This window comes from Kitasatospora sp. RG8 (genome assembly GCF_017813315.1).
In the GTDB taxonomy this organism is placed as follows: Bacteria; Actinomycetota; Actinomycetes; order Streptomycetales; family Streptomycetaceae; genus Kitasatospora.
On sequence record NZ_JAGIYX010000003.1, the window covers coordinates 295,668 to 316,354 of the forward strand.

Here is a 20,687-nt window from a genome sequence, read left to right on the forward strand (position 1 = left end):
CTCCCGACTCCCGCAGACACGGGGCCGACTCACCGTTTCCCGGTGCGCCCGGCCCCTGCCGGGCCTAACGTCGGTGCCGTACGGAACAGGCGGCCGCACCGGCGCCGCCCTCACCAGCCCCTCTCGCGCACAGGAGTACCGTGCCCACCATCACGACCAACGACGGCACCCGGATCTTCTACAAGGACTGGGGCAGCGGCCGCCCGGTCGTCTTCAGCCACGGCTGGCCGCTCAACGCCGACGCCTGGGACGAGCAGATGCGGCTGGTCGCCGAGAACGGCTACCGCGCCATCGCGCACGACCGGCGCGGACACGGCCGTTCCGACCAGCCCTGGCGTGGCAACGACATGGCCACGTACGCCAACGACCTGGCCCAGCTGATCGAGCAGCTCGACCTGCGTGACGTCGTCCTGGTCGGCCATTCCACCGGCGGCGGCGAGGTCGTCCGCTACCTCGGCCGGCACGGCACCGCCCGGGTGGCCAGGGCGGTGCTGCTGGGCGCCGTCCCGCCCGTGATGCTCCAGGGCCCGGGCAACCCGGAAGGCACCCCGCTGGAGGTGTTCGACGGCATCCGCGCCGGGGTGGACGGCAACCGCTCGCAGTTCTACTGGGACCTCAGCGAGAGCTTCTACGGCTTCAACCGCCCCGGCGCCGACCTCTCCGGCGCCGAGGGCCTCCGCCGGGCGTTCTGGCTCTGGGGCATGCAGGTCGGCGCGCGCGGCGCGTACGAGTGCGTCCGGCAGTTCTCCGAGACCGACTTCACCGAGGACCTCAAGCGGATCGACGTCCCCGTGCTGATCGCCCACGGCGACGACGACCAGATCGTGCCGATCGCGGCCGCCGCCCTGAAGACGGCCCGGCTGATCCCGGACAACGTGCTCAAGGTCTACCCCGGTGCGCCGCACGGGCTGTACGGCGAGTTCCGGGCCGCGTTCGAGGCGGACCTGCTGGACTTCCTCAAGGCCTGAGCCGACCCTGGACGGTCCGCTCCGCCCCTCCCGCGGGGAAACCCGCCCCGTCGGGCCCCCGGCCGGCAGGAACTCAGAACGGCGTACCGCCCGGCTCCGGGGGCATCCGCCGCCCGGACGGCCTACCCCCGCGCCTACCCCCGCGGCTCCGGCCGCCGGGCGCCGCGGCGGCGCTGCCAGAGGGCCAGCGGGACGACGGTGGCGAGCGCGGCCGCCTCCGGTGCCGGCAGCTCCTCCCGCGGGTCGGCCCCGTCCGCCCCGACCGGGCCGCCCGCCCCGGCCTGCGCCTGGCGGTTGTCGAACGCCCCCTGGTCGTCGAGGGCCTTCCGGTCGAAGGTGTCGGGGACCGGCAGGGTGTCCCAGTGACTCACCGGCCAGGCGACGACGAAGGCACGACCGATCACGTTGTCCACCGGGACGAAGCCGCCACCGGGCTCGTTCACGTGGTAGCGGGAGTCGCGGGAGTTGTTGCGGTGGTCGCCCATCACCCAGATCCGGTCCTTGGGGACCTTCACCGTTCCCACCGGCGAATCGCCGCAGGGGGTCGCCCCCGGGTAGACGTACGGCTCGTCCAGCGCCACGCCGTTCACCTTCACCGGGCTGCCGGCGTTGCACTCGACGGTGTCCCCGCCGACCGCGATCACCCGCTTGATCAGGTCCTTCTCGTCCTGCGAGGGCATCAGGCCGACCAGGCTGAGTGCTTTCCTGACACCCCGTACGACGGAGTTGCCGGACTCCTCCGGCGCCGTCTCCAGCCAGCCGCCCGGGTCACGGAAGACCACCACCTCACCGCGCTCGGGCCTGGCGCCGAACCACGGGGTCAGCTTGTCGACCAGCACCCGGTCGTTCTTCTCCAGGGTGTGCTGCATCGAGCCCGAGGGGATCGAGAAGGCCTGCACGAAGAAGGTCTTGACGGCCAGTGAGAGCACCAGGGCGACCAACACCAGGATCGGCAGCTCCTGCCAGAACGGGCGCTTCCTGCGCTGCCTCCCGGCCTCCGGCTCCCCGCCGGCCTCCACCTCGGCATCGACCCCCGGTTCCGCACCGGCCTCCAGCCCCGCCCCGCCGCCCTGCGAAACCGCCCCGTCCGCGGTCGCCGCCGCGCCGCCCGCCGCGCCCACCCCGCCGGTCTCCGCAGTGTTCTCGCCACTCATCCCTGGGCCCCTCCCGACGGCCTGGCGGGGCCCGTACGGAACCCCGCTGTCAGCTAACGATCGGAGGTTCCCGGCCGCGCCCGGACGTGCATGCGCTCGCCCTGGGCCCCGAACAGGCTGAGGAACTCGACCGCGTTCGGCCCGGCGTTGCCGAAGGCGTGCGGGATCCGGGTGTCGAACTCGGCCGCCTCGCCGGCCGTGAGCACCAGGTCCTGCGAGCCGAGCAGCAGGCGCAGTCGGCCCGCCAGCACGTAAACCCACTCGTGGCCCTCGTGCACCTTGGGTTCCAGCTCGGAGCCGGCCCGGAAGCCCGGGGGCATGATCTGCTTGTAGGCGTGCAGTCCGCCCAGGTGGCGGGTCAGCGGGACGAATGTCTGGCCACCCCGGGTGAACGGGCGGGCGTGCACCCGCGGGTCACCGGTGGCCGGGGCTCCGACCAGCTCGTCCAACGGGACGCGGTACTCCCGGGCCAGTGGCAGCAGCAGTTCCAGGGTGGGCTTGCGCTGGCCGGACTCCAGCCGGGAGAGGGTACTGAGCGAGATCCCGGTGGCCTCGCTCAGCCGGGCCAGTGTGGTGCCCCGTTCACGCCGCAGCGCCCGCAGCCGGGGGCCCACCGCGTCCAGGACGGTGGAGAGCTCCTCGCCGGCGGAGGCGTCGGCGCCGGAAGTGACCTCGGCGCTTACGTCGGCCTCGGCGGCGGCGGGTTTGGCGTTGGCGTCGCCGGCGGCGTCGGCGGCTTTGGCAACGTTGGCGGCGGCACGGTCGCGGCTGTGGTGAGGGTGGGCCATGCCTTCCATCTGCCGCTCCGGCAAGCCGGTTTGTCAAACGGGCAGCACCCGGGCGGGGGCCGCCCCGGCCCCCAGACAGGGCCCTCCTCAGTGCTCGCCGCGCCAGCATGATCCGGGCGATCAGCTCACGGCGGCCGGCCACGCCCGCCTGGGCGAACACCGACTTCAGATCCGCCGAGCACCAAAACGGCCGGCCCGGCATCGGCCCGCCCGCCCCGCAGCGCCGTGCCGGCCTCCGCCGAACCGCCCGCAGTCGCGCCGGCCGCCGTCGGTCCGACCTCCCTGCGGCCCGTCGCCGTGCTCGGCGGGCCCGCGACATCCGCCGCCTTTGGCCGCCGCCGTGCCGGCACCCGGCAGGTGGCCGGTGCGCAGCGCGTTGCCGAGGTGTCGGGCTGCTGCCTCGGCAACTTCGAGCTGTCCGCCGAGGAAGGGCCCCCGGTCCGACGCGTGCATGAACGCGGCGCAGCCCCACATCCCGCCGTGAGCGTCGAAGACCGCGCGCAGCTCGTCGCCGAGTCCCGCCCGGGCGATCTGCTCACGGAAGCGGACGCTGTGCTCGGGCCATGCCCCGGGTCACCCGGCTGAGCGTCTCGGCCCGGGCACCGCTGTGGCGGATCTTCGGGAAGGTGGCGAGGTCGTCGGCCCAGACCTCCAGCCGGACGGCGTCCTCGAAGCGGTCAAGGTTGAGGTCGTCGCTGCGCACCGAATTGACCAGTCCCGTCGCCGGCTCGGCGGTGTGCCAGCAGACGGCGTCGAACTCCACTGCCCCGCGCAAGAGTTGGTCCGCCGTCCGGAACCCGTCCGCCGACCCGAGGCCGGACCCCGCCAGCTCCCGCCACCCCTCGATCGCCCGTTGCGCCGCCGCTCCGTGAACCCCACGTGATCCCATGGCCCGGAAGCCAACACGCCCACCGCACACGCACCATGCCCCGATCGGCAGAGCACCCTGCACCTCCGGCCGGGGCTGCGGGGCCTCTCTATGCTTGCCAGCATGAGAGTCCAACTGACCAGGGACAGCGTCGCGATGGGCGACGACACGTACGCGCCGCACGCCGGGACGCGGGACGTCCCGGACGGCACCTCCCTCCGGTGGCTCCTCGACGAGGTCCTGACCACCGGCTACCTCGCCACCATCGCCGGCGGGCGGGCCACCTGGATCGCAACGACCGGTGACGCCCGGGCCGGTCACGCGGGGGCCGGTGACGCCACTGTGCTGGCCGTCCTCGCGCAACAGTGGACGGCGGCTCGGCTGTTGCCGGCCGGCACGGCCCCGCTCGCCACCCTCGCCGGCGCGGACGGCACCCTTCGGCTGCACTTCACCTACCGGGCGCAACGCGATCCGGAGGCCGAGTACGCCCGCCTGACCGCCGAGGTGGCCGGGTAGCGCGGCCGCCTCAGGGCTGACGCCGGCAGCCGCCGCCCCAGACGCGGATGCAGTGGTCGTGGGCGAACTCGGCGATCGGGTCGAACCAGTCCGTGAACAGGTAGACGAAGAGGCTGACCGCACCGCCGAGCAGCCCGCCGATCGCCGCGGCCGCGGCGATCATCCCCAGAAGCAGCCGCCACCGTCCGGCGCCGCCCCGGGCCCGTTCCTCGTACTCCCCCACGGCCGCCCCCTCGCCCCCCGGTCCACCGAGCATCCCGGCCCCGGAGTGCAGGCGCCAGCCAACAGGCGGACAGTGAGGCCGAGTTGTGACCCAGGACGGGCCGGCAACCGTGCCCGCTACCGCCGCTCGGGCGGATAGGGGGCGAGCAGGCCCAGAACCGTCGACGTCAGGGTGGCGGCCGCGTCCTCGGCCGGCACGCGGCCGCCCTCGACTTCGGCGATGAGGGCGTGCACGAGGGCGTAGATGCTGGTGATGAGCCAGGGGCGCGGGAGGTCGCGACGGAAGGCGCCCTCGTCCTGGCCGCGCGCGATCAGGTGGTCGAGGCGCTGGAGGACGGGGTCGTGCCGGCGCCGGACGTCCTCCGGGCCGAGGTGGCGGACGGCGGCGGCGTGGAGGCCCGAGAAGCGTTCCAGGAGCCGGGGTGTGCCGAGGAGCCGACCCAGGGCCTCCGCCGCCGGGCCGGTCTCCAGGCCGATGGTGTCGGCGGCGGCGTCGATCTCGGCGAGGGTCCGTTCCAGGAGGGCGTCCAGGACGGCCTCGCGGGAATTGAAGTGCCCGTACAGCGTGACCCTGCCGACGCCCGCCGCCTTCGCGATCTCGGTCATCGTCGCGTCGGGGCTGCGGCCGAAGCAGACCAGGGCGGCGTCGAGGATCGCGGTGATGCTGCGTTCCGCGTCGGCGCGCCGTGCGGTCGGCGTGCGGCGCGGGCTGTCGGTCGGTGTCATGGCGGCAGCCTACGCGGGGTCCGGCCACGCCCGGCCGGTGCCCGATCCGGGCCGGATCGGGCCCGGTGGAGCCCAATGCGGCCTGGTGGGGCCGACAGCCGAACACCGGGGTCAGCGGGCGAACACCGGGGTCAGCGGCCAAACCCCGGGCTCCAGCTGACGAACACCGGGAATCAGTGGGCGATAACCGGGCCGTCGGTCGCCTCCGGCCGGCCCGGCGGCACCAGCCGGAGGGCGAGGACCGCCGTGACGAGGGCGGCGACCGCGGCGGCCGCGAAGGCGGTGCGGAAACCGGACATGCCGCCGGTGCCAGCGAGGCTCGGCCCGGCGAGCGCCGAGGCGAGTGCCACACCGAGGGCGCCGCCCAGTTCGTGGCCGGTGTTGACGAGACCGGAGACCAGCCCGGCGTTGCCGTGCCCGACGCCGTTCGTCGCCGTGGTGGTGGCGCTGACGAATCCGGCGCCCAGCCCTGCCGCCAGCAGCGTGAACCCGGGCAGGAACTCCACCGCCGCACTGCCCCCGCCCGGCAGCCGGGCCAGCAGCGCCGCCCCCGCTCCCGCCACGACGAACCCGGTCACGGCGGTCGGCCGGAAGCCGAACCGGCCGAGGGCACGGGCCGCACCGTGGGCGCCGACGATCGTCCCGACGGCGGCCGGGAGGAAGAGCAGCCCCGTCCCGAGCGGGGTGTAGCCGAGCCGGTGCTGCACGTACCAGGAGGAGAGGAAGAAACCGGCGAGCAGCAGACTGGAGGCGGCGAGCATGAGCACCGTTCCACCCGCGATTTGACGATCCGTCAGAATACGGAGTGGGAGGAGTGGTTGACGCACCCTGCGCTCGACGAGCACGAACGCGGCGGCAACGGGCACGACGGCGGCCAGCGGGGCGAGTGCGCCGGGGCTGCGCCAGCCCGCCTCGCCCGCGTGCACCAGGCCGTACACGAGCAGGGCCACGGCGGCCGTCCCGGCGACGGCGCCCGGGAGGTCGAGAGCGGGCGGCCGGGGGTCGCCGGGCCGACGGGGGGCCGGGGCGGGGACCAGGTGCGGCAGGAGGGCCAGGACGGCGAGCCCCACGGGGACGTTGACGAAGAAGATCCAGGCCCAGCCGGGCCCGTCGGTCAGGGCGCCGCCGAGCAGCACGCCGAGCGCCGCCCCACTGCCGCCGATCGCACCCCAGATGCCGAGGGCCCGGTGGCGTTCGGGTCCGTGGAAGGTCGTGGTGATGATCGCCATGGCCGCCGGGGAGAGCAGCGCGGCGCCGACACCCTGGGCGGCGCGGGCGCCGATCAGCACGCCGCCGGTCCAGGCGAGCCCGGAGAGCAGTGAGGCAGCGGTGAAGACCGTCAGCCCGGCCAGGAAAGCCCGTCGCCGGCCCAGCAGATCGGCGAGCCGGCCGCCGAGGAGCAGCAGCCCGCCGAACGTCAGCGCGTAGGCGGCGACGACCCAGGTCAGACCGGAACGTCCGAGCGCCAGGTCCTCGGCGATCGACGGGAGGGCGACGTTCACCACCGTCACGTCGACGATCAGCATGAACTGGGCCGCACAGAGCAGCGCGAGCGCCCGCCATCGCCCCGGACCGGTGGCGGGGCCGGCGTGGGCGGGTGTGGGTCCGTGCGCGGCTGCGTGCATGGGTCCGTGCGTGGGTTCGTGCCTGGGTCCGTGCATGAAGAGCCCCCTAACTCGAACAGTCATGTTCGGGTTAGGTTAGCCGGAGTCGACGCACTAAGTCGAACACCTTTGTTCAGTTTTACTCACCGCCCAGCCGGCCGCCCTACCGGTACTCCCGCAGCCGCGGGCGGACACCGAGCGCCGTCAGGGCGAGCGCCATCGCCAGGGCGAGCGCGCCCAGGGTGGCCGTGGTGGTGTCGAGGTCCGAGTCGGTCGCCGCGACGGCGTCGTCCATCGCCCGGGTGTTGACGTCGATGGTGTCGCCGATCGCGCGCCCCAGCCGCTCGAAGTCGTAGTTGGACTGCCCGGGCGCCAGACCGGTGTTGAGCGTGACCGCCTCCTTCAGCCGCCCGGCGTCGCGCAGTTCGCGGATCCGCCGGTCGTCCAGCTGGTACGCCTGGAACGCCGCGAGCACCCGCTCGGCGGCCTCCTGCTCGCCCGGGAAGGTGATGTTGCGGAGCTCCGTGCCGAGGAAGCCTCCGAACGGGACCACCGCGTGGTCGGCGCGGTGGCGGCCCGCCGCGGTGGCCAGCCGGGCGTTGTAGTCGGCGAGCGTGGCGCCGTCGACCCGTGCGACGGCCTGGGTCTTGTCCAGGAAGCTCTGCTGGTAGGCGGCGGCGCGGGCCGGGTCGGTGAGGTAGCGGCTCTCGTCCGCGTTCAGGTCGTACGCGACCGCACGGGCCCGGCTGAGCGCGATCACCGAGTCGTAGGCGTTGCTCTTGGCGACCACCAGGTGGTCGTCGGCCCGGGTCACCAGGTGGAGGCCGACGGCCAGGGCCACGGCCGTCAGCAGGGTGACGGCGGCGAGCGGCGGATTCACCAGGCGTCGGTAACGGACGGCGAGCAGGCGCTGGAGTCCGGCGAGGGCGGCCAGCGCGAGCAGGCCGGTGCCGAGCAGCCACCACCACCCGGTGGCGAGGCCGTCGCGGCCCCCGGCGTAGACGCGGTCCACGGTGGCGCCGCTCGCCGCGCCGACCTCGTCGGCGGCGGGCAGCAGGCGCTGCCGCAGCAGGTCGGTGGCCTGGCGGTAGGCGTCCAGCGCGGCCGCGGAGGGCTGCCCGGCCGGGGCACCGGCCTGTTCCTCCAGCAGTTCGGCGCGGGCCACCAGCGCCTCGTAGCCTCCGAGTTGGCCGAGCACGGTCTGTACGGCACGCTGTCCGGCCGGGTCGCCGGCGGCCGCCTCGGCGGCCTGCTGGAGGTCGGCGTCGGCCTGGGCACGACGCTGCTCGTAGCTGTCGAGCGTCTGGCGGCGCAGCGACGAGAAGTCCGGGTCGGCGCCGAGCAGCAGGAGGTTGGCGGCCTGGGCGTCCAGGTCGCTGAGCGCGAAGTAGAGGTCGGCCGCGCGGGCCGCCTGCCGGGCGTCCCGGTGGCCGATGGCATCGGTGTCGGCGCGGGCACCGGTCAGCACACCTGCGGCCGCCGTTCCCGCGGCGAGGAGGGCGGCCAGACACAGCGCGGTGAGGGCGCGGACCAGGCGCGGGGTGCTCCAGCGCGTCGGCCGGCCGATGGGCAGCGGGAGGACGCGCGCCAGGGCCCCGGCCCGCGGTGCGGGAACCGCCGGTCCGGGCTCCACCTCCCCCGGTGAGCCCGTCCTGCCCGGACCGACGCCCGTATCCGCACCCGCTGTACCCGAACCTGCTGTACCCGAATCCGCCGTGGCCATGGCCGCGCGTCCCCCTCCCCGTAGAACGGTCCCGCCCTCGCTCCCCCACAGAGCGAAAGCGGAACCGTTTCCTCAGCGCCGACGCTATGCCCCGGCCTCGGGGGGTGAGGCCGTCCCTGACGCGTCCTTGACGCGGCCGGGCAGCGGTCTTGACGCCTTCTTGACGCGCGCCAGCGCGTCACCGCGCCAGCGCGTCACCGCGTCGGCAGCCGATCCCCGTCAGGATGCCGACGGCAAGGGCTCGGGGCGGGAACAGGGGCAGGCGCAGGGGCAGGAGTACGGGCAGGAGCAGGGCCCAGCGGGCCGCGCACCCGGCGGCGCCCCCGGGTCAGAGCCAGTTGCGGCGCTTGAACACCAGGTACAGCCCCGTGCAGACCAGCGCCATCATGGCGATCGCGAACGGGTACCCGAAGGCCCACTTCAGCTCCGGCATGGTGTCGAAGTTCATGCCGTAAACGGTGCCGATGAGGGTCGGCGCGAAGAGGATGGCCGCCCAGGAGGAGATCTTCTTGATCTCGTCGTTCTGTACGTGCCCGGCCTCGGCCAGCTGCTTCATCTCCTCGTTCTGCCGCTGCGAGACCAGGGTCGCGTTGACGGTGAGGATGTTCTGCAGCATCTGCCGGAAGCCGTCCACCCGCTCGGCCGCGTACGTGGCGTGGTCGGCCACGTCGCGCAGGTAGCGCTGGAGCTCGTCGTCGGTGCCGTACTTGCCGAAGCCGGCCTCCAGGCTCTTCATGATCTCCAGCAGCGGCCGGGTGGCCCGCTGGAGCTCGATGACCTCGCGGGAGAGCTCGTAGATGCGCCGGGAGACCTGCGGGTCGCCGCCGAACACCTCGGTCTCGATCTCGTCGATGTCGTGCTGGAGCCCCGCGATCACCGGCGCGTAGCCGTCAACCACGGCGTCCAGCACGGCGTACAGCACCGCCTCGGGGCCGAGCGCGAGCAGCTCCGGGTCGGCCTCCAGCCGGCGGCGTACGGCGGACAGGTCGGGCGCCTGCGAGTGGCGCACGGTGAGGACGAAGTCGGGGCCGACGAAGAGGTGGATCTCGCCGAAGTCGACCTCCTCCACGTCGTCCAGGTACCGGGCGGCGCGCAGCACGACGAAGAGGGTGTCGCCGTAGCGCTCCAGCTTGGGGCGCTGATGGGCGACGATGGCGTCCTCGACGGCCAGTTCGTGCAGGCCGAACCGCTCGGCGGCCTCCAGCAGCTGCGCCTCCGCCGGCCGGAACAGCCCGATCCAGGCCATCGTGCCGGGCTTGCCGGGCAGCTGGCGGTAGATGTCGGCCAGTCCGGCGGGCTCCCCGACCCGGTGGCCGTCGTGGTAGACCGCCGCGTCGACGACGGAACGTTCCAGCGTCACCGGCTCGGTGGGCTGCTCGTGCCGGGGGTCCATCGAGTGCTCGGGCGCCGGCTGGGCGTCACCGGCGCGGGCCGCGGCCAGGCTGGGGCGGGAGAACGGACGCTTGCTCGCGCGCACGGCGCGCACACGCCAGTCGGACATGGCGGGTACCTCCACGGTTCGGTGTCCACCGCTCCCGGGACCGGGGCTCCGGGGCGGGGCAGGCAGGGAGGCTCCCGGCCGTCCTCCACCGCGCACGGCGCCCGGCCGCCCGGCGGTGCCCGCCGGTGTCAGCGACGGGCGGTAGGGCGGCGGAAGGCGGGAGCGGAACGGGAGGAGGGGTGCCGGGTGCCGGAGGACGAGGGGGACATCCTGGGGCGGGGCCGACTTCGACCCGGACTACTGCACTCCACAGTTCTCACCTCCTCGCCGTCGGGCACCCGCACACCGGGTCGCCGTCACCTGGCCGCCGGCGAGGGACCAGCCCGGTGGGCATGGCACGGCCGGCTGCCGCATGGGCCTCCCACGGCCGAGCCGTTCCAGGGGTTGGCCGGGCGCGTGACTCGCGCCCCGCTCTCCCCCGTCCTCCCGCCGCTTTCCCGCCCTCGCGAACGGTGTCGGGCGGTACCGGGCCGTGTTGGGCGGTGTCGTGGAAGGCGTCGAGGCCCGCATCCAGCACCCTACCCCAGGCCCGGTACCCGGCCGCCGCCCGTTCCGGCGTGGTCCCTCCCGCCGGCTCCCCCTCGTTCTCCCGCTACGTGGCCCGTCCGCCCTCCGCCTCCCGTCTGCACGGCCCGCCGTCGTGGTGACAACTCCGCCTCCCGTCCGCGCCGCCCGCCGTCGCGGCGGCAACTCCGAGGCCTGTGCCGGGCCCTGATCACGTGACGGAACGGGTGCTCGCGCAGAGCGGCACGCCGCGAACAGGGCGGGGGTTTCGCTCAGAAAGCCGGCGCAGCCACCGAGGCGCGGGTCGTCGCGGAGATGAGAGCTTCGCGGGGTACTCGCGCCGCGGCGGCCAGGGCGCGCCCCACCGGATAGGCGTGCGCGCCTGTCGGGAGGTGGCCGGGGCGACCGCTCAGTACCACGTCGATGGAGCCCAGGACGCCGTCCGCTTCCCGGGTGCGGTGCAGTCGTCGCAGTGCTTGGCGGGCGACTGCCTCCGCGCTGTCGTACAGGGTGGTTCCGGCGGGCAGGCTCCGCAGAATCTCCGGAGCCACCAGGGGGTAGTGCGTGCATCCGAGCACCACGGCGTCGCAGTCCCGGGGGGTTCGCTCGGCCGCGTCGGCGATCGCCTCTGCTGCGGCAGTCATGTCACCGTGGTCGATCGCTTCGGCCAGGCCTGGACACGCGATTCGCGCGACCGGCGTGCCGTTCGCGAACTCCGCGATCAGACGGTGCTGGTAGTCGCTCTCGGTGGTACGGACGGTCGCCCACACGGCGAGGTTCTGGCCGGTTGCCGCGGCCGGCTTCACCGCGGGGACGGTCCCGATCACGGGAACGCGGGGCTCGAACCTCTCGCGCAGGGCGTCGATCGCGGTGACGGTGGCGGTGTTGCACGGGACCACGATGGCCTCCGCGCCGCGCTCCGTGGCCAGCTGGGCGGCGGTGAGCAGGCGGTCCGTGACGAAGGAGGCGGTCTTCGGGCCCCAGGGGGCGCCCTCGGGATCCAGGAGCAGAAGCAGATCGAGCTCCGGGGCGAGGTGCCGAAGCCACCCGGCGGTGGGCAGGAGGCCGAATCCGGAGTCGATCAATGCCACTGTCATGGAGGGGAACGTACCAGCCGCCCTCCGGCCGGGCGCCGCTACCGCGGGGCGAGGTGGGCGGCGGCGTACGGGACGGCGACCGTCTCCAGGCCGCCGGCGGTGCCGAACACCGGGTGGACGTTGACCTCGAAGACCACCCCGCCGTTCTCCGCCGCGAGGTCCACCCCGGCCAGCGGGAGTCCCAGGGACTTCGTGGCGGACACCGCTAACTCGGCCAGCCCGGCCGGGAGTCGGGCCTCCGTCAGCAGGGTGGAGACGGCGCCCTGGCACTCGTTGCACGGCGCGTCCGGGTCCGGCTGGACGTGTTCCACCGCGCGGACGACCCGCCCGGCGAGCACCACCACCCGGTACTGGTGACGCCGGCCGTCGGCGGTGAAGTTCCCGGCGTCGCGGGCGAGCAGCCAGTCGGCTCCCGCCGCGGCGTAGTGGTCCGCGGCTGCGGCGAGTTGGGTGCGGGTGGTGAGGTGGAAGACGTCGTTGCCGCCCATGCCGACGGTCGGCCGGGCCCAGACGTCGCCGCCGAGCCGGTCGAAGGCCTCGACGGCGGCCTCCGGACTCGGCCGGGAGAGCGCGATCGTGGGCATCTGCGGGATGCCGTCGCGCGCGAACCGTTCGACGGTGCGGTCCTTCTCGGTGGCCGCCCGCCACGCCTCGGCGTCGGTTCCGAGCGAGCGGACCCCGAATGCGCGGAGCCGCCGCTGGCACGGCTCGAAGTCGCGGCGCCGGTGCGGCGGGATCTCGTAGACGAGCACCGCCTCCGCCGTCACCGCGACGCCCTCGGCGGGCACCTCCAGGCGCACCGCGCCGCCCGGCCCCGCGTTGCTGATCCGCCCGGTGCCGCCGCTCATGAAGTGCCGCGCGTCGAGGTGGACGGGCACCCGGCCGGTGAGCAGCCGCACGGCGGTGGAGAGGGTCTCCCGGCTGCCCTCGGTCGAGCTGTGGTCGGTCATCAGGACGAGCTCGTGGGGACCCATGCGGCCATGGAACCGCTGCGCCTCCCGTACCGGCAAGAACGCGTTATCCGCCGCTCCGGCGGCGAGTGGCCGGAACCCGACCGGTCTGCGGCCTGCGCGTTGTGCGCGGCGTCAAGGGCCACGCAGATATGTCCGGTGGCTCCGGGTCGCTCGTCCGGTGGCCGTGCGTGGCGACGCCCGGGGCCCGGGCCGACGATGGGGCTGTCGTGCAATTCCCTGCGATCGGAGGCAATGATGGCGACCCTGACGGTATGGCGCTTTCCCACCGCGAGCGGAGCCGATGAAGCTCTCGGCACCCTGAAAGAGCTGCAGCACCAGGAGCTGATCAAGGTCCAGGACGGAGCGGTGATCACCTGGCCGGACGGTGCCAGGAAACCCAGGACCCGCCACCTGAGCGACATGACCGGCATGGGTGCCGTGGGTGGCGCCTTCTGGGGCTTCCTCCTCGGAATGATCTTCTTCGTCCCCATTCTCGGGGCGGCGATGGGTGCCGCCGGCGGCGCGTTGGGTGGTCACCTCGCTCACCTCGGCATCGACGACGACTTCATCAGGCAGGTGCGGGAGAAGGTGACACCCGGCACCTCCGCACTGTTCGTCCTCAGTTCGGACGCCGTGCTCGACCGCGTCAGGTCCGCGTTCGAAGGCCGGCACGCCGAACTCCTGGAGACGAACCTCTCGGCGGACGAGGAGGCGCGGCTGCGCGAAGCGTTCACCGAAGGCGAGTGAGAAACCCGACCTGCCCAGGCCCGGCGTCCGGTTCGGGTGGCGGCTGGGCAGCCCGGGTTGGCTCGGGCCGGGTCGGGCTCATCCGCCACGACGAATCCTTCCGGCCCGGTCGTCAGGACAGGCGGATCACCCCAGCACCCACTCGACCGCCGCTTCCCGGTCCTCGAGCGTGAACGACTTCGTCTCCCCCGGCGTCATCCACCCGAACAGGCCCGTCATGTGGTGCATCCAATCGATGTCGGTCACCAGGGCGATACGTTTCCAGGCCCGGACGTGCCCGAATCCGATCTTGAGATCCTGCCACAGGGCCCCACCCGACATGCCTTGGAAGTCGTGCATGACGATCAGGAAGCGGACCTCGCCTACCTCCGCTGCACTCTCCACGGCCGGAAGCACGACATCACGGTAATCCTCTGCCGAAAGCCTTCCGCCGGCCTCGAACCCGACCACCCCTGCCGGCAAGTCGCCCAATCGGTTGATCACGGCATCTCCTCTTCTGCGGCTCCTCTTCTGCGGCGAAACGGCAACCATCGTCGCCCGGCTCGGCGGGAGCAACCGGCAGGACACACTGCCGTCCCCCGGGAACCGCAGCACGCAATGCACGGACGAACCGCCCGGAGCCCCCGCATGGACGCTGCCGGAGCTCTGTTCAGGCCGCGGCGGCCACGAGATCGAGCGAGACGACGAGCCCGTCGCAGGAGTGACCATTCGTCACGTGCGTCGGGAACGGGCCCCGGGACCTGCTCGACCTGATCAGATCACCATGGTCCCTGTGGTTGCCACCGGCCTGCTGGTCAGCTCGGCGTCGGGGAGGGCGGCGGCGAGGACGCTGCACAGCGGGATCGAACCACCGCGCGCGCCCCAGGGGGCGGCGGTCGGTCGCAGGTCAGGGAGGAGACGGTGACCACGACGCCCGCCGGGCCCCGCAGCACCGTCGTCGCGGTCGGGATGCCCACGGCGGCGTTCATGCCGCCGTCCTCCGTCCCACCGATGCGCCCGTCCCGCTGGTCCCGTCAGTCATTGATGACGTCCGAGGTCTTGAGGTCGTTGATCTGCTTCTGGTAGTCGTCCAGCTTGTCCGGGCAGTAGACCTTGATCACCTCGGCGCCGGCTTCAAGGATCTGGCGGTCGACGATGACCGGGCGCATGCCGGGGCCGCCCGCCCCGTTGGTGAGCTGGGCGAGCCACAGTCCCTGCCGGAGGTCCGAGTTGGGTCGGTTGCAGACCGCTCCGCCGTCGGTACCCAGCGTCAGGGCGATGTTGTGGGGGTTGCGGGAGGCGAAGCCCTTGGCGACCAGGGCGTCGTTCAGCTGGTTCGCCTTCCGGTAGGCCTCGTTGGTGGCCTTCTGCTGGGTGTAGGTGAGCAGGCCGACGATCATCATGCCGACCAGGACCACGATCGCACCGATGTAGATCCAGCGGTGCTGGGATGCCATCCGGGTCGGGCTCATGCCACCGCCTCCTCAGTGGTGTCGGCGTCGGGCTGGCGCCAGCTCGGCTTGCGCGCTTTCAGGAAGGAGAACGGGATCACGACTCCGAGGAGCAGCAGGCCGCCGCCGACGATGCCGATGTAGGCCCAGACGCTACTGCCGCCGAACTGCGAGGACGGGACGAATCCGATCACCATGGCCAGCGCCGAGGAGACGAAGCCGACCACGCAGATCGTGGTGAGCAGCGGTGCGCGGTAGCCGCGCGGGTGGTCGGGCTGCTTGCGGCGCAGCTGGATGGCGGCGAGGAACATCAGGAGGTACATGATCAGGTAGACCTGGGTGGTGATCACCGAGAAGATCCAGTAGACGCTGGAGACGTCGGGGATCAGTGCGTAGAGCAGGGCGATGACCGTGGTGAGGAGGCCCTGGGTGACGAGGATGTTCTGTTGGATGCCGTGGGCGTTGAGCTTCTGCAGGAAGGGCGGGAGGTAGCCCTCCTGGCGGGAGATCAGGAGCAGGCCCTTGGAGGGGCCGGCGAGCCAGGTGAGCATGCCGCCGAGGGAGGCGGAGCACAGGGCGACCGCCACGATCGGGACGAGCCAGCCGATGTGGAAGTACTGGAAGAAGGCGTCGAAGGCCTGCATGACGCCGGCGGTGAGGCTGAGCTGGTCGGCCGGGATGACCCAGCTGATGGCGAGGGCGGGCAGGATGAAGATCAGCAGGACCATGCCCATGGCCAGGAACATCGCCTTCGGGAACTCCTTGGCAGGGTCACGCAGCTTGTTGACGTGGACGGCGTTCATCTCCATGCCGGAGTAGCTGAGGAAGTTGTTGACGATCAGCACCAGGCTGGCGATGCCCGTCCACTGGGGGAAGATGTGGGAGGCGTCCATCGGCGCGGCCGAGGGGTTGCCCTGTCCGAGGAAGACGAACCCGAGCAGGACCAGCAGCGCGCCGGGGATCAGCGTTCCGATGATCAGGCCCCAGGAGGCCAGGCCCGCGACGGCGTTGGTACCGCGGGAGGACACCCAGACGCCGGTCCAGTACAGGACCACGATGACGATCGCGGTGTAGACCCCGTTGCTGGCGAGCGCGGGGTTGATCACGTAGGAGATCGTGCTGGCCACGAAGGCGAGAAGGCTGGGGTAGTAGAAGATCGTCATGGCGAACTGGCACCACACGGCCAGGAACCCCAGCGGCTTCGACAGCCCCTGCGCCACCCAGTTGTAGACCCCGCCCGTCCACCCGGACGCCAACTCCGCCGACACCAGCGCCGTGGGCAGCAGGAACACCACGGCGGGCAGCAGGTAGAGGAACACGCAGGCCAGGCCGTACACCGCCATGGTCGGCGCGGCCCTCAGACTCGCGACCGAACTGGTCGTCATCAAGGCCAGCGTCAGCCAGGTGATCTTGTTCGACCCGGCCCCGACCTGAACCGCACTGGCCGCCCGTGTGCCGCCCGCTCGGCCGGCATCACCGCCTGGCACGTCCACGGTGCTCATCGGATGTCTCCTCGCTCTGCCCGTCGGCGCCTCGGTGCACCACTTCCAGACTGGTCACCCTCCGTGGCCGACGCGCGCCGGCCTACGCCCATCGGGGCAGCCGTTCCGCCGGCTGGCCGCACTCCATCGGGCTCGGCCGGCGAATGACATGACGTTCGCCGGGCTTCTGCCGATCACCGATGACACCGTGCCCGCACGCTCAGGACGACGTCAGAGCTGTCCCACGGAGCAGGCCAGTGGCCTCCGCGCCCGGACAGCCCGGTGGCCGGCAGCGGACGGACGTCGAGGCGTCAGAACAGGCGAGCCGCGATCAGGCCGGTGCCGTGCGGCTCACGACGCAGACGACAGGTCGCGCAGGTCGCGCAGAGTGCCCGCGCACACCGCCGTCAGCAGCAACAGGCCCACGCCGATGCCGACACCGAGCGGGTGGAAGCCGTCACCGGTGACCGAGGGACCGAGGATGGTCGCGCCGCCGGTGGCGCTGGCGCCGGCGAGGGTCCAGACACCGGCGCGGAGGCGGCCGGTGCCGGGTGGCACGACAGCGTCGGCGCCGACGCCGGTGAAGATGCGGGGGATCTGTATCGCGCCGAGGCCCAGGGCGATCCACCAGGCGGTGAGCACTGCGGTGCGCAGGGTGGGTGGCGAGGCGTCCGCGTCGAACCCGCCGTGCACCAGGACGACCACGGCGGCGCCGAGGACCGTCGGTCCGGCGAGGCGGCGCAGCGCCCAGCCCGGCAGCGTGATCGCGGCGCTCAGCGTGGGCCGGGGCCGGGGTGCTATCAGGGCGATGCCGAGCAGCAGCGGGGTGGTGCAGACCTTCGCCTTCGTGATGATCTGCAACAGCGTCCTGTGGTTCGCCGCGCCTCCTCCCGCGTCGAGAACGCGACGGGCCGCCCGGGTCGCGACCACCGCGGGCGCGTTGGCACTGCCGGTCTCGTTGGCGCTGCGGGACACCGCCTGGCAGCTGCTCGGGCTCGGCGACCAGGTCGACTCCATCGGGCAGTGGGCGGCTTTCGCGCTCGCCTTCGCGCTACTGACGGGCGCGCTCACCTTCGGTGTGGCTGCGGCCGCTACCAGGGAGTGACAGCGGAAGTCATCCGGTCGGCCGCCGGAGCAACGGCGAGATCCTCGGCGATGAGCGGGCCACCGGGGCGGGCCGGTGCGTGCCACCGTGCCCGCCCCTCGTGGTCCCGCACCGGCGCGTCAGCCGGCGAGTTCCTCCCGCAGGCGGCGGGCGGCGGCGACCAGGCTCTCCAAGGAGGCCCGGGTCTCCGGCCAGCCGCGGGTCTTCAGCCCGCAGTCGGGGTTGACCCACAGCCGCTCGGCCGGGATCGCCGCGAGGCCGGCCCGCAGCAGGGAGACCGCCTCCTCGGTGCTCGGGACGCGCGGGGAGTGGATGTCCCACACGCCGGGGCCGACCTCGCGCGGGTAGCCGGCCTCGGCCAGTTCACCGGCGACCTCCATGTGGGAGCGCGTCGCCTCCAGGGAGATGACGTCCGCGTCGAGGTCGTCGATGGCCGTCATGATCGCGCCGAACTCGGCGTAGCACATGTGGGTGTGGATCTGGGTGTCGGCGCGGACGCCCGAGGTGGCCAGCCGGAACGACCCGGTGGCCCAGTCCAGGTAGGCGGGGCGGTCGGCGGCCCGCAGTGGCAGGGTCTCGCGCAGGGCTGGCTCGTCGACCTGGACGACGGCGGCGCCCGCGGCCTCCAGGTCGGTGACCTCGTCGCGCAGGGCGAGGGCGACCTGGAAGGCGGTCACGGCGACCGGCTGGTCGTCCCGGACGAAGGACCAGGCGAGCATCGTGACCGGGCCGGTGAGCATGCCCTTGACCGGACGGTCCGTCAGTTCCTGGGCGTAGCGGAACCAGTCGACGGTCATCGGGTGCGGGCGGGAGATGTCGCCGGCGAGCACCGGCGGTCGCACGTAGCGGGTGCCGTACGACTGGACCCAGCCGTGCCGGGTGGCCAGGTACCCGGTGAGCTGCTCGGCGAAGTACTGGACCATGTCGTTGCGCTCGGGCTCGCCGTGGACGAGGACGTCCAGGCCGGCCTTCTCCTGGTAGGCGATGACCTCGCGGACCTCGGCTTCCATCCGAGAGCGGTAGGTGGCCTCGTCGGTCCGCCCGGCCGTCAGGTCGGCGCGGGCGAGGCGCAGTTCGGTGGTCTGCGGGAAGGATCCGATGGTGGTGGTGGGAAGAAGCGGCAGCCCGAGGCGGGCACGCTGGGCCTCGGCGCGCTGCGGGTAGGGCTGGGCGCGGCGGGTGTCCGCCTCGGTGACGGCGGCGGTGCGGGCGCGGACGGCCGGGTCGCGGGTGATCGACGAGGCGGCCCGGGAGGCGAGGTCGGCACGGTTGGCCGCGAGTTCGGCGGTGATCGCGTCGGTGCCCTCGCGCAGGGCGCGGGCGAGCAGCGCGGTCTCGCCGGCCTTCTGGCGGGCGAACGCGAGCCAGCGGGCGATCTGCGGGTCGAGGTCGCGTTCGGCGGCGGCGTCCAGCGGGACGTGCAGCAGGGAGCAGGACGGCGCGACGTCGACCCGGCCGGCGAGGCCGAGCAGGGTCGCCAGGGTGGCCAGCGACTTCTGCAGGTCGTTGATCCAGATGTTGCGGCCGTCGACCACGCCGGCGACCAGGCGCTTGCCGGGGAGTCCTCCGACGGCGGCGAGGGCGTCGAGGTTGGCCGCGGCCGGACCGGTGAAGTCCAGTGCAAGGCCGTCGACCGGCGCCTTGGCGAGCACGGGCAGCGCCTCGCCCAGGCGGTCGAAGTAGCTCGCGACGAGCAGCTTGGGCCGGTCGGCGAGGGCGCCGAGGTCGCGGTAGGCGCGGGCGGCGGCGTTCAGCTCCGCCGGGGTGCGGTCCTGGACGAGCGCGGGTTCGTCCAGCTGCACCCAGACGGCGCCGGCCGCGCGCAGGTCCGCGAGGAGTGCGGCGTAGACGGGCAGCAGCCGGTCGAGCAGGGTGAGCGGCTGGAAGTCCTCGGCCACGCCGGGTGCCGGCTTGGCGAGGAGCAGGTAGGTGATCGGACCGACCAGCACCGGGCGGGCGGTGTGGCCGAGCGCGACGGCCTCGCGGAGCTCGGCCACCTGCTTGGCCGGGTTCGCGCCGAAGACGGTCTCCGGGCCGAGTTCGGGCACCAGGTAGTGGTAGTTGGTGTCGAACCACTTGGTCATCTCCAGCGGCGCGACCTCCTGGGTGCCGCGGGCCATGGCGAAGTAGCCGTCCAGCGGGTCGGCGTCGACCGCGGCGCGGTGGCGGGCCGGGATCGCGCCGACGGCAACCGTGGTGTCCAGCACGTGGTCGTAGAGCGAGAAGTCGCCGGTGGGGACTTCCTCGATACCGGCGTCGGCGAGCTGCTGCCAGTTCTCCCGGCGCAGGTCGGCGGCGGTGGCGAGGAGGGCGTCGGCCGTGACCGCACCCTTCCAGTAGCCCTCGACGGCCTTCTTGAGCTCCCGGTTGCGGCCCTGGCGGGGGTGGCCGTGGGTGGTGGCCCGGGTTGCCGCGGTTGCGGACTTCGCTGTCAAGGGACTCTCCTTCGCGAGCCTGTTTCCTGTGGTCCCCGGGGACGGGACGAAGGCGCGAAGGGATGACGAACCGGGCGGGGCCGTGAGCGCGTGCGAAAGCGCCGGACCCGCCTGATATGTACGCCGACCCGCCCACGAGGTCACCGGGATGGCCGCGCGCGAACGGTCGCGTGCGGGCAGCGGGCAGGTCTTCGGACTCGCGGGCACGGCCGCCCGTCAAGGGCGGACACCTACTGGCCGTCGCTTCCCAGACCCGGCCGGGCCCAGTGCGTATGACGGCGTTCGTTCCCACTCACCGCTGCGGGGCAGTCCCGGATTCCCACCGGGTTCCCTCTTGCGACGCGCCTGCCTGGCGGACAGGGCGAACCAGCTGCCCGGTCAGCTTATGTGCAAGCAGCCGGTACTGACGCGGAATCATGGAACGTGTCCGCATGATGAGACTCCACCGCGGCTCGGTGATGTCGCACGGTGCGTGGACCGGCCCGACATCTGTCAATCAGGACAACGCACAGCCTCCGCACGGACCCTCGCACGTCCTCGGCGGGCCCGGGCCGGCCTCGCGATGTACATCACCACCGGCCGCCGCCTGGCCGAGGGGTTCCCCGAGGACGTGGACGACACGGTGGTAACGCTCGACGGCCGGGCCGCGTTCACCGGGATCGACCCCGAGGGAAGGGAGATCCGCCACGGCGCCCACCCCGGCACCCCCGACGAGATCCTGGTCGCCGGACTGCCCTCCGAAGTCGCTCCGCGGATCGGCGAGTTGCACAAGTCGGCCCACGAAAGCAAGGGCTGGATCGCGGACACCTACCTGCTTCGGCGATCGGCCGACCGACCTGTGGGCGCCGCCCCGGGCGAGGGGCGG

At 73.0% G+C, this 20,687-nt stretch carries 19 protein-coding genes and 1 riboswitch; of the genes, 4 read left to right on the plus strand and 15 right to left on the minus strand.

All coding sequences use genetic code 11. From position 1 onward, the window contains the following. Positions 1–140: 140 nt before the first annotated feature. A complete protein-coding gene (locus tag J5Y04_RS06625; protein ID WP_209410878.1) occupies positions 141–968 on the plus strand; it encodes an alpha/beta fold hydrolase in 828 nt (275 codons plus the stop codon). Positions 969–1,102: 134 nt separating this feature from the next. Here the strand turns inward: J5Y04_RS06625 and lepB are convergent, their stop codons facing one another. The 3 genes from lepB to J5Y04_RS06640 all read right to left on the minus strand — a co-directional run bounded on the left by lepB (position 1,103) and on the right by J5Y04_RS06640 (position 3,685). Next, positions 1,103–2,122: a signal peptidase I gene (lepB, locus tag J5Y04_RS06630; RefSeq protein WP_209410879.1), complete on the minus strand. Its 1,020-nt coding sequence runs from the start codon at positions 2,120–2,122 to the stop codon at positions 1,103–1,105. Between the two features lie 53 nt (positions 2,123–2,175). Then, positions 2,176–2,910 (minus strand): helix-turn-helix domain-containing protein, encoded by a 735-nt coding sequence (locus J5Y04_RS06635; RefSeq protein ID WP_209410880.1) that lies wholly within the window; start codon positions 2,908–2,910, stop codon positions 2,176–2,178. Between the two features lie 535 nt (positions 2,911–3,445). Beyond that, positions 3,446–3,685, minus strand: a complete 240-nt coding sequence (locus J5Y04_RS06640; protein WP_209410881.1) for a hypothetical protein — start codon at positions 3,683–3,685, stop codon at positions 3,446–3,448. 216 nt (positions 3,686–3,901) lie between these two features. On the opposite strand from J5Y04_RS06640, the gene J5Y04_RS06645 reads away from it, so the two are divergent. Beyond that, positions 3,902–4,294, plus strand: coding sequence for a hypothetical protein (locus J5Y04_RS06645; RefSeq protein WP_209410882.1), 393 nt, complete (start codon positions 3,902–3,904; stop codon positions 4,292–4,294). A 10-nt stretch (positions 4,295–4,304) separates the two neighbouring features. Here the strand turns inward: J5Y04_RS06645 and J5Y04_RS06650 are convergent, their stop codons facing one another. From J5Y04_RS06650 to J5Y04_RS06680, 7 genes are all read right to left on the minus strand, one after another. After that, on the minus strand, positions 4,305–4,517 hold the full coding sequence (locus tag J5Y04_RS06650; protein WP_209410883.1) for a hypothetical protein: 213 nt from the start codon (positions 4,515–4,517) through the stop codon (positions 4,305–4,307). A gap of 116 nt (positions 4,518–4,633) precedes the next feature. Next, positions 4,634–5,242, minus strand: coding sequence for a TetR/AcrR family transcriptional regulator (locus J5Y04_RS06655; protein WP_209410884.1), 609 nt, complete (start codon positions 5,240–5,242; stop codon positions 4,634–4,636). A 173-nt stretch (positions 5,243–5,415) separates the two neighbouring features. After that, the gene (locus tag J5Y04_RS06660; RefSeq protein ID WP_245204372.1) at positions 5,416–6,867 is read right to left on the minus strand and encodes an MFS transporter; all 1,452 of its coding nucleotides are present in this window, start codon (positions 6,865–6,867) and stop codon (positions 5,416–5,418) included. Between the two features lie 142 nt (positions 6,868–7,009). After that, complete coding sequence (locus J5Y04_RS06665) at positions 7,010–8,479, minus strand: hypothetical protein (RefSeq protein ID WP_209410886.1); 1,470 nt, start codon at positions 8,477–8,479, stop codon at positions 7,010–7,012. Positions 8,480–8,897: 418 nt separating this feature from the next. Then, a complete protein-coding gene (locus J5Y04_RS06670) occupies positions 8,898–10,070 on the minus strand; it encodes a magnesium and cobalt transport protein CorA (RefSeq protein WP_209410887.1) in 1,173 nt (390 codons plus the stop codon). A gap of 776 nt (positions 10,071–10,846) precedes the next feature. Further along, positions 10,847–11,671 carry a glutamate racemase gene (locus J5Y04_RS06675; RefSeq protein ID WP_209410888.1) on the minus strand — a complete coding sequence of 275 codons (825 nt, stop codon included), beginning with the start codon at positions 11,669–11,671 and terminating at the stop codon, positions 10,847–10,849. A 38-nt stretch (positions 11,672–11,709) separates the two neighbouring features. After that, entirely contained in the window at positions 11,710–12,645 is a 936-nt protein-coding gene (locus J5Y04_RS06680) for a RimK family alpha-L-glutamate ligase (protein ID WP_245204373.1), read from the minus strand. A 231-nt stretch (positions 12,646–12,876) separates the two neighbouring features. Here J5Y04_RS06680 and J5Y04_RS06685 point away from each other — a divergent pair, with 231 nt between their 5' ends. Next, complete coding sequence (locus J5Y04_RS06685; protein WP_245204374.1) at positions 12,877–13,371, plus strand: DUF1269 domain-containing protein; 495 nt, start codon at positions 12,877–12,879, stop codon at positions 13,369–13,371. Between the two features lie 126 nt (positions 13,372–13,497). Here J5Y04_RS06685 and J5Y04_RS06690 read toward each other — a convergent pair whose 3' ends face one another. From J5Y04_RS06690 to J5Y04_RS06705, 4 genes are all read right to left on the minus strand, one after another. Next, positions 13,498–13,854 (minus strand): STAS/SEC14 domain-containing protein, encoded by a 357-nt coding sequence (locus J5Y04_RS06690; protein ID WP_209410889.1) that lies wholly within the window; start codon positions 13,852–13,854, stop codon positions 13,498–13,500. Positions 13,855–14,384: 530 nt separating this feature from the next. Next, entirely contained in the window at positions 14,385–14,822 is a 438-nt protein-coding gene (locus J5Y04_RS06695) for a hypothetical protein (protein WP_209410890.1), read from the minus strand. Continuing rightward, entirely contained in the window at positions 14,819–16,303 is a 1,485-nt protein-coding gene (locus J5Y04_RS06700) for an APC family permease (protein ID WP_209410891.1), read from the minus strand. Before J5Y04_RS06700 ends, J5Y04_RS06695 begins: the two co-directional genes overlap by 4 nt. A 330-nt stretch (positions 16,304–16,633) precedes the next feature. Beyond that, positions 16,634–17,143 (minus strand): hypothetical protein, encoded by a 510-nt coding sequence (locus tag J5Y04_RS06705; protein WP_209410892.1) that lies wholly within the window; start codon positions 17,141–17,143, stop codon positions 16,634–16,636. Between J5Y04_RS06705 and J5Y04_RS06710 the strand changes: the two genes are divergently transcribed. Continuing rightward, the gene (locus J5Y04_RS06710; protein WP_209410893.1) at positions 17,130–17,387 is read left to right on the plus strand and encodes a hypothetical protein; all 258 of its coding nucleotides are present in this window, start codon (positions 17,130–17,132) and stop codon (positions 17,385–17,387) included. The two genes, J5Y04_RS06705 and J5Y04_RS06710, sit on opposite strands and share 14 nt — an antisense overlap. Positions 17,388–17,506: 119 nt before the next feature. Here the strand turns inward: J5Y04_RS06710 and metE are convergent, their stop codons facing one another. Beyond that, on the minus strand, positions 17,507–19,822 hold the full coding sequence (gene metE / locus J5Y04_RS06715) for a 5-methyltetrahydropteroyltriglutamate--homocysteine S-methyltransferase (protein ID WP_209410894.1): 2,316 nt from the start codon (positions 19,820–19,822) through the stop codon (positions 17,507–17,509). A gap of 164 nt (positions 19,823–19,986) precedes the next feature. After that, positions 19,987–20,208: riboswitch (cobalamin riboswitch) on the minus strand. Between the last annotated feature and the right edge of the window lie 479 nt (positions 20,209–20,687).